General features: G+C 38.9%; 15 protein-coding genes. 9 read left to right on the top strand and 6 right to left on the bottom strand.

Annotated elements, in window-relative coordinates; all coding sequences use genetic code 11:
- Position 1 precedes the first annotated feature (1 nt).
- Entirely contained in the window at positions 2–2,323 is a 2,322-nt protein-coding gene (gene metE, locus PAND9192_RS19430; RefSeq protein WP_087855038.1) for a 5-methyltetrahydropteroyltriglutamate--homocysteine S-methyltransferase, read from the bottom strand.
- Positions 2,324–2,599: 276 nt separating this feature from the next.
- Here metE and metR point away from each other — a divergent pair, with 276 nt between their 5' ends.
- Entirely contained in the window at positions 2,600–3,511 is a 912-nt protein-coding gene (gene metR, locus PAND9192_RS19425) for an HTH-type transcriptional regulator MetR (RefSeq protein WP_087820756.1), read from the top strand.
- Positions 3,512–3,567: 56 nt separating this feature from the next.
- On the opposite strand, the gene PAND9192_RS19420 is transcribed toward metR, so the two are convergent.
- The 3 genes from PAND9192_RS19420 to PAND9192_RS19410 form a co-directional block, all read right to left on the bottom strand.
- Positions 3,568–4,662, bottom strand: coding sequence for a hypothetical protein (locus tag PAND9192_RS19420; protein WP_144018113.1), 1,095 nt, complete (start codon positions 4,660–4,662; stop codon positions 3,568–3,570).
- A gap of 296 nt (positions 4,663–4,958) precedes the next feature.
- Positions 4,959–5,147: a DUF4250 domain-containing protein gene (locus PAND9192_RS19415; protein ID WP_065167820.1), complete on the bottom strand. Its 189-nt coding sequence runs from the start codon at positions 5,145–5,147 to the stop codon at positions 4,959–4,961.
- 157 nt (positions 5,148–5,304) lie between these two features.
- A complete protein-coding gene (locus PAND9192_RS19410; RefSeq protein WP_087855036.1) occupies positions 5,305–5,973 on the bottom strand; it encodes an HI_1241 family integral membrane domain in 669 nt (222 codons plus the stop codon).
- Positions 5,974–6,261: 288 nt separating this feature from the next.
- Here PAND9192_RS19410 and glpA point away from each other — a divergent pair, with 288 nt between their 5' ends.
- From glpA to PAND9192_RS19390, 4 genes are all read left to right on the top strand, one after another.
- On the top strand, positions 6,262–7,914 hold the full coding sequence (gene glpA, locus PAND9192_RS19405; protein WP_087855035.1) for an anaerobic glycerol-3-phosphate dehydrogenase subunit A: 1,653 nt from the start codon (positions 6,262–6,264) through the stop codon (positions 7,912–7,914).
- Positions 7,914–9,257 carry a glycerol-3-phosphate dehydrogenase subunit GlpB gene (glpB, locus tag PAND9192_RS19400; protein ID WP_087855034.1) on the top strand — a complete coding sequence of 448 codons (1,344 nt, stop codon included), beginning with the start codon at positions 7,914–7,916 and terminating at the stop codon, positions 9,255–9,257. Before glpA ends, glpB begins: the two co-directional genes overlap by 1 nt.
- Complete coding sequence (glpC, locus tag PAND9192_RS19395; RefSeq protein ID WP_087855033.1) at positions 9,257–10,465, top strand: anaerobic glycerol-3-phosphate dehydrogenase subunit GlpC; 1,209 nt, start codon at positions 9,257–9,259, stop codon at positions 10,463–10,465. The genes glpB and glpC overlap by 1 nt, the downstream gene beginning before the upstream one ends.
- A gap of 199 nt (positions 10,466–10,664) precedes the next feature.
- A complete protein-coding gene (locus tag PAND9192_RS19390; RefSeq protein ID WP_234999225.1) occupies positions 10,665–11,018 on the top strand; it encodes a hypothetical protein in 354 nt (117 codons plus the stop codon).
- 14 nt (positions 11,019–11,032) lie between these two features.
- Here PAND9192_RS19390 and PAND9192_RS19385 read toward each other — a convergent pair whose 3' ends face one another.
- Positions 11,033–12,229 carry an MFS transporter gene (locus PAND9192_RS19385; RefSeq protein WP_087855032.1) on the bottom strand — a complete coding sequence of 399 codons (1,197 nt, stop codon included), beginning with the start codon at positions 12,227–12,229 and terminating at the stop codon, positions 11,033–11,035.
- Between the two features lie 159 nt (positions 12,230–12,388).
- On the opposite strand from PAND9192_RS19385, the gene PAND9192_RS19380 reads away from it, so the two are divergent.
- The 3 genes from PAND9192_RS19380 (at position 12,389) to PAND9192_RS19370 (ending at position 15,331) form a co-directional block, all read left to right on the top strand.
- The gene (locus tag PAND9192_RS19380; RefSeq protein ID WP_087820764.1) at positions 12,389–13,264 is read left to right on the top strand and encodes a LysR family transcriptional regulator; all 876 of its coding nucleotides are present in this window, start codon (positions 12,389–12,391) and stop codon (positions 13,262–13,264) included.
- Between the two features lie 243 nt (positions 13,265–13,507).
- On the top strand, positions 13,508–14,875 hold the full coding sequence (gene dcuC, locus PAND9192_RS19375) for an anaerobic C4-dicarboxylate transporter DcuC (protein WP_060999661.1): 1,368 nt from the start codon (positions 13,508–13,510) through the stop codon (positions 14,873–14,875).
- A 123-nt stretch (positions 14,876–14,998) separates the two neighbouring features.
- On the top strand, positions 14,999–15,331 hold the full coding sequence (locus PAND9192_RS19370) for a hypothetical protein (protein WP_087855065.1): 333 nt from the start codon (positions 14,999–15,001) through the stop codon (positions 15,329–15,331).
- Positions 15,332–15,337: 6 nt separating this feature from the next.
- Here PAND9192_RS19370 and PAND9192_RS19365 read toward each other — a convergent pair whose 3' ends face one another.
- The gene (locus PAND9192_RS19365; protein ID WP_087855031.1) at positions 15,338–16,111 is read right to left on the bottom strand and encodes a ribonuclease H family protein; all 774 of its coding nucleotides are present in this window, start codon (positions 16,109–16,111) and stop codon (positions 15,338–15,340) included.
- 199 nt (positions 16,112–16,310) lie between these two features.
- On the opposite strand from PAND9192_RS19365, the gene PAND9192_RS19360 reads away from it, so the two are divergent.
- Positions 16,311–17,540, top strand: a complete 1,230-nt coding sequence (locus tag PAND9192_RS19360; protein ID WP_087855030.1) for a mechanosensitive ion channel family protein — start codon at positions 16,311–16,313, stop codon at positions 17,538–17,540.
- Positions 17,541–17,603: the final 63 nt, after the last annotated feature.

The raw sequence follows: 17,603 nt of genomic DNA, 5'->3' as shown, positions 1-17,603 counted from the left end.
ATTATGCCGCAGTCACTTCACGGTACTTTTCACGTAAAATATGGGCTGCTGTCACCATATTTGCTAATGCTGCTTCAGTTTCAATCCAATTACGTGTTTTTAAACCGCAATCTGGGTTGATCCATAAACGCTCGATCGGAATCAAAGCTGCAGCTTTATTAATTAACCCAGTGATCGTGTCTACCTCTGGAATATTTGGTGAATGTATATCATACACACCAGGACCAATTTCATTAGGATAAGCAAATGCTTCAAATGCTGTGAGTAATTCCATATCAGAACGTGATGTTTCGATCGTTATCACATCAGCATCTAATGCCGCTACTGATGCAATTATTTGGTTGAACTCGCTATAACACATATGCGTATGAATCTGTGTTTGTGGTGCAGCCCCTGCAGCTGAAATCTTAAACGCCTGTACGGCCCAATCGAGATACGCCTGCCATTGACTCTGTTTTAGTGGTAACCCTTCTCTGATCGCTGGCTCATCAATTTGAATAATCTTAATCCCTGCCGTTTGTAAATCCGTTACCTCATCACGCAGTGCTAATGCAATCTGATTAGCTATCGCTTCACGAGATAAGTCTTCTCGTGCAAACGTCCAACCTAATATTGTCACGGGCCCAGTAAGCATTCCTTTAACAGGCTTAGTAGTTAAAGACTGCGCATAACGGCTCCAATCGACAGTGATTGGCTTTGCTCGGTAAATATCTGACACAATAATTGCAGGTTTTACACAACGCGATCCATAACTTTGTACCCAACCATATTGAGTAACAGCAAAACCCTCTAGCTGCTCTGCAAAATATTCCACCATGTCATTACGCTCAGCTTCGCCATGTACTAACACATCAAGCCCCAAATTATGCTGTCGAGTAACCGCATCTTGAATATGTGTTTGTAGTGCTTTGCGGTAATCAGCTTCGGTTATTCGCCCCGCTTTAAAATCACTACGTTGACTACGAATTGCCGTTGTTTGCGGAAATGAGCCAATAGTTGTCGTCGGTAATAAGGGTAGTTGCAACGCGTGTTGTTGTTGAATCGCTCGCTCAGCATAAGGAAGCACTCGTTGAGCTAATTGCGGTGTAATGGCCGCAGTACGTTGTTGCACTTGAATATTATTCACACGTTCACTGTCAAGACGTGCTTTTATACTGGTACTGTAATTACTACAAGCTGCAATCGCACTTTGTTCACCATCAAGGGCTTGAGCCAATAAAGTAATTTCATGACATTTTTGTTTGGCAAATGCTAACCATTGACGAACATCGCTATCAAGCTCCGTTTCACTCTCAACATCTATAGGGCTATGTAATAAAGAACATGAACTCGCTAACCATAAATTACGCCCTAATTGCTGCTTTAGCGGCTGTAAACGAATTAACCATTCAGCGAGATCTGCTCGCCACACATTACGACCATTAACCACGCCAGCAGATAACACCCAATGATTTGGAATAGCATCAGCCACGACTGATAATTGTGCTGGTGCTACTGATAAATCAATATGCAAACCGTCAACATTGAGCTGTGAAATTGTTGCAAGCTGATGGCTAATATCATCAAAATAAGTAGTCAGTAGTAGCTTAGGACCACCATGAAGCACCTGATATGCTAATTTAAAACTTGCTGTCCATTCTGAGGGTAATTCAAGCGCTAATGCTGGCTCATCAATCTGTACCCACTCGACCCCTAATGCGGTTAATTTGGTTAATATTTGCTGATAAGCTGTCAATAACCGGGGTAATAATGTCAATCGATCAAACCCTTGCTGTTTCTCTTTACCTAACCATAAATAAGACACAGGCCCTAATAATACGGGTTTAACGTTATGACCTGCTTTTTTAGCCTCTGCCACTTCTTCAAATAACTGTTGCCAGCTAACGTTAAAACTGTCTTCTGCGGTAAACTCCGGCACGATGTAATGATAATTAGTATTAAACCATTTAGTCATATCGGCAGCTGCACATGCGCACCCCGTCGGCGCTTTACCACGTGCGATAGTAAATAAGGTATCTAAATCAGGGAAACCTTGCTGATGACGGCTTGGAATATGACCAAGCAACATGCTCGTGCCTAAGACATGGTCATACCAAGCAAAATCCCCTACCGCAACATAATCTAGCCCAGCACTAAGTTGATCATTCCAATGGCGATGACGTAACTCTTGTCCAACGTTTTTAAGCTGAGATTGATCGATCTCACCCCGCCAATAACGTTCTTGAGCAAATTTTAATTCGCGCTGACTTCCAATACGTGGATAGCCTAAAATATGGGTCACGGTTTTAGTTATATCGGTCTTTTTTTCTGATTGCACTGTCATTGTTATATTCCTTTAATTCACTGTTTATTAATCATAAATCCATATAAAAACAATGGCTAAGATGACTGTTGTTGACTAACACAGTGACCAATAATAACGCTGACAACAAGGTGATTTTCCTCATAACGATCATGAATTTTTTTCACGTTAAAACGCTAGTAATTTTTAAAACCAATCGCTAGCATAGACGTTTAGCCATCTAGATGTTTACAATCACAACTTTACCGAGTAGATTGAAAAACAACCAACCGCTGCTCAATACTCCAAGGATGGAATATGATTGAACTTAAACATCTCAAAACATTAACAGTACTGAGAGCAACAGGCTCACTCACCGCAACCGCAAATAGTTTATATTTAACCCAATCAGCACTGTCTCATCAGTTAAAAGATCTGGAGCAACGTTTAGGCAGTCAACTTTTTTTACGTAAAACACGCCCAGTACGCTTTACAGCTGAAGGTAAAGTGCTGCTTGATTTAGCCGACACCGTATTGCCAAAAATACAAATTGCCGAGCAAGCACTGGCCAATAGTAAACATCAGACAACGGCAAGGTTACAGATGGCTATTGAATGCCATTCCTGTTTTCAGTGGCTAATGCCTGCTTTAAAACAATATCAGGTACTATGGCCTGATGTGGATATTGATTTTTGTTCTGGGTTTAGTTTCGATCCTATTCCGGCGTTGGCCCAAGGTGAATTAGACTTAGTCATCACATCAGATATTCAACCCCGTAACGAAATTCACTATGAGCCATTGTTTGATTTTGAAATGCGCCTCATTGTTGCTTCGCACTCACCGTTAGCGACTAAGTCATATATAGGACCAACTGATCTTGTCGATCAAACTCTACTTAGTTATCCAATTCAGCGTCATCGCTTAGATATTGTTAAGCACTTTCTTCACCCTGCGGCCATTGAGCCATTAGCGTGGAAACAAGCTGATAATAGTCTGATGTTGATACAAATGGTGTCTGCGGGAATGGGAGTCGCGGCATTGCCGAATTGGGCAGTTGATAGTTTTGTCCGTCAGGGGTTAATTGTCAGCAAACCATTAGGCACTGGATTATGGCGGCGTCTCTTTGCTGCGGTACGAGCGTCAGAATACCAGCACCACTATTTGAAGGCTTTTTTTGCAACAGCGAAACAGCAATGCCAGCAGCATTTACAAGGTATTAAAACGGTTTAAATCATAAAGAATAACCCATTAATGTATTTAATGGGTTATTTGTTAATATTAATAACCTACCATTTAACACCTAACGTAAAATCAGTATTAATAGGATGTTTATGGTATTCAGTTACAATTCTAATAATATTTTGAGCATCTAGTTTATAACAACTAATACCCATCTCACCACCTTGATTACGATTGTTACTATTCACATTACAGGTCAATATTAATTTATCACGTGCTCGATCAGCTGCAATATAGCTTTCAGGAAAGGTTACGTCATAAACACCAGTGCTTAATTTAGAGACTTTAATGTCACCGATATAAAGAGACTGACCTTGGTTAACAGTCACATAACTCAGCTTTCCTTGAGAAGAAACACGAATACTCACTGAATTAACAGGTGATTGATATTCAATACGAGGTTTAGCATCTGGATCATAAGATTCATCTTGAGTGCTAATAAATTTAAAAGGGGGTACAGCACCTTTAATTGTTGCAACTACAGTATTTTGATCATCATCTGAAAATTTAAATTTCATCCATCTATATTTCCCAACAATATTTTCAGTATGAGAGATCCAACCAACATCAGCTACAGTTATATTGTACGCAGGTTCACAGACTAGCATTCCATCATCATTAAAATGTGCTTTTGAATCAAAGAGACTTCCTTCTGCTGGAGACATTGAAGACATAGCATCAGGAAGCATTAAATTACCATAAGTATCCGCTGTTATCTGTAATACTTTTTTATTTAATAAATCAGGTGTAGACCATAATATAGAACTACTAGGTGCCATTGACGCTAAATTCTCTCCAGGAATTCCGAATAGATCAAACATTGCACCATTACCTGAACAATCATTTGAACCATAATAAAAATATTGGATTCCATTATTAATGGATTTTTCAATTGGCTGAGCCGTTAATTCAAAAGATTTATCTGTAATATTATAGTATGATCGCCATCCGTCTCTCACAAAACGAGTAGTTGATTCAGTTAGATAAGCTTCAACATCATTATCTGTGATATATACTTTATCTCCAAGATACATACCATTTGCATCTACCCAATAACCAATTATTTCATCAGCATTACTATTAACACTCAATAAAGTAGAAAATACTATTATAGCTATGAATAAATATTTTTTTATTATCATCGTTGTTTACTGTCTCAAATTTTGAATATTATTAAATACATAAAGTAATAATAAATTTATAAAAGAGCACAATAATACTCTGCAAGCATTTTATTGACAGTGACATTTATGTTCAAATTGAAAAATAGACAATAACAAAAACATTTTGAATGTTATTCGAAAAAACATATATTCACTTAATAACAATATGTATATTTAGCGAACAGGTAATAAATCCTCATATTAATTTGAGTACATTTTTACACACTAACAAAATAACCCACTAATTAGTGAGTTATCCTATATTTCCTTTTTTATTACTTAAACTGATTATTTAATGGATCGTAATGATAGCCTTGCTGAGCCATTTTCTCTGTCAGTTCAGTTTCGCTTAACTCATAACGAGAGGTTAATTCAGCCATTGAGCAACACTCTAACCGTAAACGCTCATTCACAATACCAATCACAATATGGGTATCCATACCAAGTAAGTTATTAATTTCCATTTTATCCCCCTTACTATTTCAATGATTATCGTCATTACTATGCATAACTCATTAAGCATAGACGATATATTACAAATTCTCCCTGTTGTACATTTCAGCTATAAAAAAGCCTTTATCTCAAACAAGATAAAGGCTAATTAGGATTCACAGTGATGGCTTAAAATAAAGTTAATTGCATCACGGCTGAAAAAGTAAGTAATGCCGCTGCTGCTAGTAGCTGCCATTTGTTGACGGTTTTATGTAATAAAATATGCCCCGACCATACCAATAATGCAATCACCAAACACACTAATGAAGTCACAACTTCAACAGTATAAGGCGCAGTTGCAGCCTCACCCATAAAGATAATTTTCCACACTAATAACAGTACCGATACTATTGCACTCACAAAGCCAACAAACGGCAAAATGCGATGAAAAGCCTGTAAGCGAGTACGTGAAAACGTAAGTAATACATGAGCAAGCAAGCTACCGTATAGCGCCATCGCCACTAAACTCAGCAACACTTCAGGCATATCCATCATTGGCAATAACATCACCCAACAAATGAAACCCAACAAATTCGCGCCATAAAGCACAATGAGAGGCCCTGAGTCTCGTGTTTTACTGGTTTTCACTTTGACGGTAAAAAATAACAAGCTTAATAGCGGAAGTACGGCCCATACTTGGCTGATCGCAGCTAATAACCATCCAACCAGTAATACAGGCAGCATTTTATGTACGCGACCACGTTGACCAGGGCAAATTTCCCCTTTGGTGAGAACTAAAGTAAGAATACATTGCGCACCAAGTAGTGCCGGAATTAAAAATGCGAGATAGCCGATCATATTAAGCATCATAAAAAATTAAGGGAGCACAATTATACTCAAGTCACGTCAAGATGCGAATCTCAGCCTCCCCTTTACCGCTAAACACAACCTCTGTATTAACAGTTCCGTTTACTGATCTTCAAATAGCCACTTCATGAACAAAAAGGAACACATGAAATGTTCGTTCGCTCATTTATGTGCGTTTGCTCAACAAATAGCATGTAATTTAATGGCATATTAACCCTATTAAAATAGTGGGCGTTTAAAACGCTAATAATATAATCAATAACGATAAGCGAAACGAACATGACGACTTGGTTAGAAACAGAGGTTGTGATCATCGGCGGTGGTGCAACTGGGACGGGGATAATGCGTGATTGTGCCCTGCGCGGTATAAAATGTATTTTAATTGAAAAAGACGATTTAGCCTCTGGTACAACAGGTCGCAACCATGGCTTACTTCACTCTGGTGCCCGCTATGCTGTGACAGATCCAGAATCCGCCAAAGAATGTATTACTGAAAACCGTATTCTTAAAAATATTGCTCGTCATTGTGTAGAAGATACGCAAGGATTGTTTATTTCTCTGCCAAGTGATGATCTTCAATTTCAACAGCAATTTATTAGCGCCTGCCAAAGTGCTGATATTGATGTCGAACAATTAACGCCACAACAAGCGTTACGATTAGAGCCAAACTGTAATCCGCATTTAATTGGAGCAGTAAAAGTCCCCGACGGTACCATTGATCCTTTTCGGCTTGCTTCATCAAATGCACTTGATGCTATCGAACATGGCGCACAATTGTTTAATCACACTTTTGTTACTGATCTTATTCAACAGAATGGCGTCGTTAAAGGGGTTAAGTGTTTAAACCTTAAAACCAATACTCACTTTGAAATTAGAGCTCAGCAGGTGATAAATGCAGCAGGGATCTGGGGACAGCAAATCTGCCAGTACGGTGATCTTAATATCACTATGTTCCCTGCCAAAGGATCATTATTGATCTTAGATTATCGCATTAACAATTTAGTGATCAACCGCTGTCGCAAGCCTTCTGATGCCGATATTTTAGTGCCAGGTGATACCATTTCACTGATTGGAACAACTTCGGAGCGAATTGATTATAAAGACATTGATGATCTTCATGTCACCAGCAAAGAAATTGATATTTTATTAAAAGAAGGTGCCAAGCTTGCTCCAATCATGGCCAATACTCGTGTATTACGCGCTTATGCAGGCGTGCGTCCATTAGTGGCTGTTGATGGTGATACTAGCGGTCGTAATATTAGCCGTGGGATCGTGCTACTAGATCATGCTGAACGCGATAGCATGGACGGTTTTATTACCATTACTGGCGGTAAATTAATGACTTACCGCATGATGGCTGAATGGACCACCGATTTAGTTGCCAAAAAACTAGGGAATACCACTCCTTGCACCACTCATCAACGGCCATTACCTGGCTCCGAACAGCCAAAAGCCATTAAGCACACAGCCAGTTTAGCTAAACCTGTTTATCAATCCGCTTATTACCGCCATGGTGAGCGTGCGCAACAATTTTTAACCGATGATAAAAAAAGCCAAGCCATTATTTGTGAATGTGAAATGGTAACTTGTGGTGAAGTTGAATATGCCATCAAGCAACTTGATGTGCATAACTTAGTTGATTTACGCCGTCGTACTCGCGTTGGTATGGGACCTTGCCAAGGGGAATTATGTTCTTATCGAGCGGCTGGGCTATTTGCTGAATATGGCAACACTGATGGCAACCATGCCAGCCATATTCTGAGTGATTTTCTTGAAGAGCGCTGGAAAGGCATTAAACCTGTTTTTTGGGGAGATGCTTTACGCGAAGGTGAATTTTCTTATTGGATTTATGAAGGTCTATTTGGTGTCAGTGATATTCCACCAGCAACAGCATCTACCAATACTAACCAGCCACAAGGCGAGGAAAAATAATGAAATTTGATAATATAATTATTGGTGGTGGTGTTGCTGGCTTAACCTGTGCGATCCGTTGTGCTCAAGCAGGACTTAAAACAGCCGTTGTTGCTGCAGGTCAAAGTGCACTCCATTTTTCTTCAGGATCAATTGATGTCTTAAGCCGTTTACCTAATGGTACTGCAATCCAATATCCTTTTAGTGAATTTGACCGTTTAACGGCTCAATCACCACAGCATCCCTACAGTAAATTAGGACTTGATGTTACTCGTCAAGCGATTGATTGGTATCAACAAACAATGGAAAATATTGGCATTGAACTGCATCATCAAGCTGATGATTGTAACCATTTGCGCATTACTCCAATGGGAACATTTAAAGCAACATGGTTATCGCAATCTACTGTACACCCTTTTCCAATGTTTGAACCCGCACAAGCATTACAAAAAATCGCATTAGTAACGATTGATGGTTTCCGTGATTTTCAGCCCCAATTAGCAGCCGATAACTTACGTCTACTACCCCACTTTGCTAACGTAGAAATTACTACTGCAGCTGTTGCATTACCTGATGTAGAACTCATGCAGCGTAATCCATGTGAATACCGCTCGATTGATATTTCTCGTGTCTTAGCCGATGACAATAAACTACAACGTTTTGCGTTAGCCATGAAAAATACCATTGGCGAGGCAGATCTGGTAGTTCTTCCAGCTGTCTTTGGTAACGGTACTGGCACTAAGATCATCAAAAAAATTGAACAGTTAACCGGTTACACACTATGTGAAATTCCAACCATGCCGCCATCGCTACTTGGCATTCATTTAGAAGATGCGATGAAAAGCTATTATAAATCATTAGGTGGGTTGATTCTTGCAGGTGATGAAGTGACTCATGGTGAATTTGAGAATAACCAATTACAACGTATTTTCACTCGCCACCATGGTGACATGCCACTGGTTGCCAATCACTACTTACTCGCTAGTGGTAGTTTCTTTAGCCGTGGTTTACATGCAGAACGCCATCATATTGAAGAAGCCATTTTGGGATTAGATATCGCGCCATTAGCATCAACCAACCACCAGCATTGGTATCAATCACAATTTTTCAGCAATCAACCGCATCAATTTCTAGGCATGGGCGTTGAAACTAATCAGCAATTACAACCAAGCCTTAACGGTAATACCATTACCAATCTCTATTGTGCAGGGTCTATTTTGGCGCATTACAACCCTGTCTTTGAAGGCAGTGGCAGCGGTGTTGCTATTAGTAGCGGTTTTCATGCGGCACAATCAATGATCGCCTTACAGAACAACCATCAATCAAGCGTTATTTTTCCATCCTTAGCAGAGGGCAATATCTAATGCTCAAGCAAGATACCAGTTTTGACCAATGCATTAAATGCACCGTATGTACCGTTTATTGCCCTGTTGCTAAAGCCAATCCTAACTACCCTGGCCCTAAACAATGTGGCCCTGATGGCGAGCGATTACGGATTAAAAGCGCCGAATTTTATGATGATATGCTCAAGTTATGTACCAACTGCAAACGCTGTGAAACCGCGTGTCCTTCTGGCGTTAAAATTGGTGACATGATTGCTGTTGCGCGCAGTAAACATGCTAAACACAATATAAATATTAAAACTATTCGTGATTTTGTCCTTAGCCATACCGATTTAATGGGATCTGTCGCGACCCCTTTCGCACCAATCGTCAATGCGATTACCAGCATGAAACCGGTTAAAAAAGTTATGCATAAAACCATTGGGGTTCATGACCATAAAAGTTTACCTAAATATTCCCATGGTACTTTTCGCCAATGGTATAAAAAACACTGCCATAACCAAACTCACTATCCACAACAAGTACATTATTTTCACGGCTGTTATGTAAATTATAATCACCCACAATTAGGTAAAGATTTCATCAAGGTCATGAATGCAATGAACATTGGTGTGCAATTACTAAAAAAAGAAAAGTGTTGTGGTGTCCCACTGATTGCTAATGGTTTCTTTGATAAAGCCAAGAAAAACGCATTGCTCAACACTCAAAGTTTTGCAGCGGTTGTTGAAAAATATAATTCTACCATTGTTTCAACCTCTTCAACTTGTGCGTTTACCTTACGAGAGGAATATCCACATGTTTTAAAAGTTGATAATGCCAACGTTGCCGATCGGATTGAGTATGTGACCCGTTTTCTACTTAAAGCATTTATGAATGGCAATACCCCTAAGCTAAAACCTATTAATAAGAAAGTGGTCTACCATACTCCTTGCCACCTAGAGCGCACCGGAGGGAGTTTATATACCATTGAATTACTGAAAATGATTCCAGGTTTAGAACTTGAGGTATTAGATAGCCAATGTTGCGGCTTAGCAGGAACTTATGGTTTTAAAACTGAAAATTATGATACTTCAATTAAAATTGGTGAGGACTTATTTCAAAAAATACGCCATGCCAATGCTGATTATGCAATAACTGATTGTGAAACCTGTAAATGGCAAATTGAGGAAAACACTGATTTAACAACAATTCATCCAGTTAGTTTACTGGCTATGGCATTGGCTGACTAAACACACCTTTACCAATCGGTTATTTTTGATAATACTAATCAAATACGCAGTATTTTCCCCGATTAAATACTGCGTACTTTTTAACTCGCGCAATAATTAGCGAGATAGGTTTATCTAACGATTGAGTCAACATATTATGTTATTTCTAAAACCACTAGGGCTATTGTTTACCGCACTAATATTAAGCAGCTGTTCTTTTATGGCTATCGCTGCTGATAGCAATGAAGCGGTTCATTTTAAAACCGGAACTAGTAGTGAGCAGTATGTCGCAACAACAGCCAACTATGATGTTAATAATTATGTTTTTTATGCTAAAAAAGATCAGCATTTAAAAGTAACCCTCGACACCAAAAGCACTAAATTATGGGTTATTCTTCTCGACTCAAAACTTGAACGGGTTGCTGATTTAAATCCATATTCTGCTGATATTAATGACAATGGCGAATATGTATTACCTTATACTGGCAAATATACTATTCGTATTGGTCAATATCGCGCCTTTGCTCGCCGTGGTGAAAGCAGCCATTACACATTAACTATCGCGATCGATTAACCACTATTATTACCTCATTGGGGTTGTAAAACAGGTTGTTGCTTGGTTTTCATTAAGTACCCACATAAGATAAACATTAGTGAGTACAATACTGTACCTCCAGTAACAACCATACTCCAACCGCCATGCTGCCAGCAATAAATCAACAAAAAGCCTCCTAAACTACCACCGACATAATAATGAACTAAATAAAGCGCAGTAGCCGTTGCTTTAGCGACTTTGGCATGATGACTTACCCAAGCATAAGCTAATGAATGGGTAAAAAATGCGCCTGAGCTCAATAACAATAAGCTGATTAAAATAGTAATACGTGATTCAACTAATCCTAACCACATTCCCACCAAACTTAAAATCCCCCCTAAAATCATCCCTGATATTGGATTGAACTTACTTGCCCAGCGGCCGCTTAAACGTGATGTGATAGTGCCACTTAAATAACAAACAAAAATTAGTGATGCCCAACTTAAAGGCAAATTAAATGGTGCGGCTACCAATCTAAATCCAGTCACTGAATAAAGGTTAATAAATAACGCAAAATTTATTCCGCCAATTAACATTGCTAACCATAAAACAGGTTGCTTCAGATGAGCAATTAATTGACGAGCATGTACATGTAATTGATGGTTATGACGAACAAAATGTTGCTGTGGTGGTAATAATCTAATCACCACAATAGCCCCAATTAAACTCATGACCGCCATTCCAAATACCGCCCAATGCCAACCTAGTTGTTCACCAAAAATACCACCATACAATCGCCCAGCAATCCCGCCTAATGAATTAGCACTAATGTAACTCCCCACAGCTAACATTAATGCTGTAGGACTAAACTCTTCTGCCATATAAGCCACGGCAACAGCAACATAGCCTGCAACTGAAACCCCCATCACCGCACGTGCTAAAGTTAGACTCAATAAATTTTGAGTGAAAATCATCGCGATCCCCACAATAGGCATCAGTAATAAGCTGATCACCATGATCAATCGTCGTCCAACGATCTCGGAAGCAATAGCCCACGGAATTAAACATACTGCCAGCATTAATGTTGTTGCCGCTAATACCCAGTTAATTTGAGTCGCGGACACAGCAAATTCTTTCGCCATCAACGGCAGCATTGGCTGAAATAAATATAAGTTACAAAAAACGATAAATGACCCTAATGCCAGTGCAAAACTGGTTTTCTTATAGGCTAATGTGTTTATCTCGATCATGATCTCACCTTTTAAACGATCTATGCCTATCCCTGGATGTCATTAGGGTAGAAATATCTATTTTCAAAAACTAAACATAACGTGACAAGACGATAACAATAGCCGCATAATAATGAAAATATATAATTAATATCACAGTGATAAACAAAGATTATAGCCATGGACACGCGTTTACTTATTTACTTCACTCAATTAGCACAAACAAAAAATTTTACTCGTGCCGCAGAGCAACTTCATATTGCACAGCCAGCACTTAGCGTAGCAATCAAAAAACTTGAACAGCAATTAGATCTGACATTATTTTATCGTAATGAACGCAAAGTTAGCCTCACTCAAGAAGGTGAAGTGTTGCTTATACATGCTAAACAAATATTACAAAAAATCGACGATGCTACCTTAGCGATGAAAGAGTTACGCGGATTAGAAAAAGGCGAAGTACGACTTGGAGTACCAAGTATGCTGGGATCCTATTTTTTTCCTCAAATACTGATGGGCTTTAAAAGCCATTACCCCAATTTAAAATTAACCATTGTTGAAGCAGGTACCCAGTCAATTCGACAAATGCTCGTTGAGGGAGAATTAGATCTTGGTGTTATTATTAATCATAACGTACCGAGTAGTTTACAAATAGAGCATCTATTGCGTTCACAGATGGTCGCTGTAGTGAGTGAACACCACGAATTTGCGACCCAAAAAAGCATCACTTTTGACGATTTTTTTGGGCAAGAATTGGTAGCATTTAAACCTGGGTATTTTCATCGTGAAATTTTAGATCATATTTGCGAACAACATCATCTAACTGCAAATATCTCATTTGAAACTAATTTATTACCCATGATTTTACAAATTATTCGCCATGACTTTGCTATCACATCCTTACTTGAATTAGTCACTGACCATGAATCGAACGTTATTCCTATTCCCTTTGCTGAACCTATTCATTTAGATCTTGCAATGGCATGGCGTAAACAAGGTTACCTCTCACTTGCCGACAGAACATTTATTGAATACGTTAAGCAACAATGCCAACAATAATCATTACCAATAATAATACGCGAGAAACCATTAACACAAATTAAACACAAGCGAATCAATAAGTAACATCTTGAAAATCAAATTATTAACATTATCAATAAAAGCATGCCAGAGATCATAACTTAGACTGTTAACAGTCGTTAACAAGCTGTTTTTTAGCTACATTAGTCGCATCTTTTATGAATAAAATGCCGTAAAACATCATAAATGCATATTTAATTTGATTTTAGGAGAGAGTTTTCCATGACGGAATTATTAATTGGTTTGGTGATTACCATTGCCGTTGGTTATTACATAGTAAAGGGATATAACGCAGCCGGTGTTTTATTAACCGCTGGCGTTTCATTATTAATTATTGCAGGGATATTAGGTCATTCTGTTTTACCAGCAAAAGTGGCATCTACAGGTAACCTACTAACTGATTCACTTGAGTATGTGAAATACATGCTTCAAAACCGTGGTGGTGGCCTAGGTTTACAAATCATGCTTTTGTGTGGTTTTGCTTCTTATATGACATATATCGGCGCAAATAATGTTGTTGTAAAACAGTTTTCAAAGCCTCTTTCTTTTATTAAATCACCTTATGCATTATTAGTTGCGGCCTATATTGTGGCATGTTTAATGTCACTTGCAGTTAGCTCTGCAACAGGTCTTGGGGTGCTATTAATGGCAACCCTATTCCCAATGATGACAGCGATGGGTATTTCTCGCCCAGCAGCGGCTGCGGTATGTGCATCACCTGCTGCTATTATTTTATCTCCAACATCAGGTGATGTTGTTGTTGCTGCTGAAAAATCAGGTTTACCATTACACGTCTTTGCCGTTGAAACGGTACTACCTGTTTCTATCTGTGCCATTATCGTTATGGCTGTGGCAGCGTTTTTCTGGAATAAATACCTTGATAAGAGAGACAATACTCCAATGGAACGTGTTGATATTTCAGAAATGGAAGTCAATGCACCTGGTTATTACTCTATCTTACCTTTCATGCCAATTATCGGCGTATTCTTATTTAACGGTGAAACCATTCCAGGTTTAAAACTGGATATTTACACAATTGTAATCGTATCAATTGCACTTGGTGCTTTAGTTGATTTCTTGACTAACCGTTTAGATGGTAAGACGACATTAAGTAATCTAGAGTCTTGCTATGCTGGTATGGGTGACGCATTTAAAGGCGTAGTAATGCTATTAGTTGCTGCGGGTGTGTTTGCGCAAGGACTGATGACAGTTGGTACGATTGATAACCTGATTGCGCTAGCAGATAAAGCTGGCGCAGGTGGTTTCGCATTGATGCTACTACTAACAGCACTAACAGTTGCTGCCGCTATTGCAACAGGCTCTGGTAACGCACCGTTCTATGCTTTCGTAGAACTGGCACCTCAGCTAGCGGGTAAATTAGGTTTAAGCCCTGCTTTCCTAATTATTCCAATGTTACAAGCATCAAACTTAGGTCGTACTATTTCACCTGTTTCTGGTGTTATCGTCGCGACATCTGGTATGGCGAAAATCAGTCCGTTTGATGTTGTTAAACGTACCTTCGTGCCTGTTATCTGTGGTTTAGCGACCGTTATTGTGGGTACATTTGTCTTAGTACCGATGTACGCTTAATCATTACATAGAACATTAATGACTGAAAAATACCAAGCCCATTGAGAAATACTCTCAGTGGGCTTTTTTTATATTGTTATTCACGGCACAATCCTATTATCAATCAAACCACATGATGATGTTATGAATAAACAACAAGCCCTTATCCAAATCTTGACCTTTGGTCCTCAACGGGACGCGGCGTTTTCAGTATTTGTTAATGCAGACAACTCTCCCAATGATCCCCCTTTTGAGGTCAGCCACCAGCATTTAATCATGGTATTAGAAAAATATCTTGCTGATGAAATTGATGCCGATGATATCGAGCAATGGGCAAATTTAATTGATTTTAGAGCAGATATTGATGGTAGTGCTATTGAAGGCTATTTATATGCATTAGCCAATCCAGAAATGATGGGCGGTGGCGAAAATAAAGCGAACATTTTACGTATGCTCGCTGTACTAACCCAAAGCTAACAGAGCTTAACCCGCACGAAGAGCAAGTAACGCAGCCAAATCATAAGGCGGTTGATATAAGCAAAAGTCGACCGTTTTCGTATCGACCGCTAAAATTGACATTCGATCAGCCAATTCATTACCTTCAATACCAACATGACCATTTACATGGTGGATCACAAGCTGTGATTTTAGTGCTTGATAACGGCTAAACATTTGTTGAATTAATGCGAGATTTTTAATTTCTCCACCCGCTTTTTTCCAGCCATTTTTTTGCCATGTTATCGCCCATTGAGTAATACATTGAATTGAATATTTCGAATCACAAAAAATAGTGACAGTTGTCCCTTGTACCAACGCTTGTTCAGCTAAGATCAACGCTTGATTAAGTGCATTTAACTCGGCGGTATTATTGGTGCCCATTGGTTCATACAAGCCATACCATAATTCACAGAGCTGATTGTTTCGGTATAACGCTAACCCTGATCCCGCTTTACCCGGATTTGGATCACAACCGCCATCAGTAAATATTTTAATCTCTGCAGTTAATGCATGAACTTGTTCGCTGGTTAATGATCCTTTACTGGTTGTTGTACGCTTTACAGCAGTTTTATTACTTCCCGCTGCTGTAGATCTTACTGCTTGAGGCTGTTTACCAAAAGCGGCCGTTGCTTCTGCTTGAGTTGGAAATGATTTATAGCGTGCACCTGCAAATTTATCGACTTGCTGCTTACAACTTGCCCAATCACTATAAATACCGGGCTCACGGCCTTGCCATACCACATAAAACTTTTTGGCCACTATCATCTCCATACTATTTCTAGAACATACATACTTGGTATTCTAAGATTCTATCACTAATGCAGCTTTATGATTATGCTAAGATAAACGCCACCACTAAAATATACTCGTATCATTGTTAATACTGTTGTTAAATAATGATATTAAGCAATCACCATTCAACATTTATTTATTCACCGTGTGAGTATGGAGTTCAGTTTTGAGCCATAAAATACGCTTAGACATTGCTAATGGCATGTCACAGCTGGGGATTAATGTTCAACCACAAGATAATATATCAACCGCCATCTTTATGGTGCTTTGCTGTGCTCTTGCATTCTTATCTTATGTCTTTGTGCGTTGGGGCTTACTTACATTATTACGCTCAGCCATAAAACGTTCCCAAGCGACATGGGGACACGTTATGGTGCGCCATAAAGTGTTTGAAAAATTATCACTGACTATTCCAGCAATGGTACTCAATCTTGTTATACCGCTAGTATTAGATAAACATGCTATTCTCAGTAGTTTTATTGATCGCACCCTCAGCTTATGGTTAATTATCGTACTCGTCAGAAGCTCATATGCATTTCTTGATGCAACCAACGACATGGCAGATATCAATCAGATCAGCCGAAATCTACCAGTAAAAAGTTTTGTTCAATTATCAAAACTGATCATCTTTTTTATTGGCTTTATTATTGCTATTTCAGTATTAGCTAATCGATCACCTATTTATTTCTTAAGCGGTTTAGGTGTTGCTACAGGTTTAGTGTTATTGGTTTTCCGCGATACTATTTTAGGTTTTGTGGCTGGTATTCAGCTGTCAGCTAACCAAATGGTAAAAGTGGGTGATTGGATCCAAATGGATAAATATGGCGCTAACGGTAGTATTGATGAAGTCTCTTTAACAACTGTTAAAGTAAAAAACTGGGACAATACTGTGACCAATATCCCTGCCTATGCTCTGGTACAAGACTCATTTATTAACTGGCGTCAAATGCAGGAATCTGGTGGGAGACGCATCAAACGTTCAGTGCTAATCGATATTGAAACGATTAAATTTATAGATCAACAACAACAACAAAAATTAGCTCAGCTCCCTTATGTGGCAGATTTTATAACGAAAAGAAACACTGAAATAGCCAGCGGTGATGCGCATGCATTACAGCTTACCAATATTACGGTATTTCGTGCTTACCTAGAGGCTTATTTAAAGCAAAACAAGAAAATTCGTCAAGATATGACCTTTCTGGTGCGTGAATTAGAGCCAACAGCACAAGGTCTACCCGTGCAAATTTATGTGTTTGTTAATGATACTCGATGGGCTTTTTATGAAGCAGTTCAATCTGATATTTTTGACCATGTATTAGCGATTTTGCCCCAATTTGATCTTGCCGTATATCAAAGCCCTGATGGATCGGATGTAAGAAGCTTACAATCACATTAAAAATATAGAGGTCAAGTTTTATACTTGACCTCCATTTTATTAAAACACTTTTTCATCAAACAG

This window comes from Photobacterium andalusiense, assembly GCF_900185625.1.
GTDB lineage: Bacteria > Pseudomonadota > Gammaproteobacteria > Enterobacterales > Vibrionaceae > Photobacterium > Photobacterium aquimaris.
Note: the sequence above shows the minus strand (reverse complement) of the source record. Positions and strands in the feature narration are given on the sequence as shown.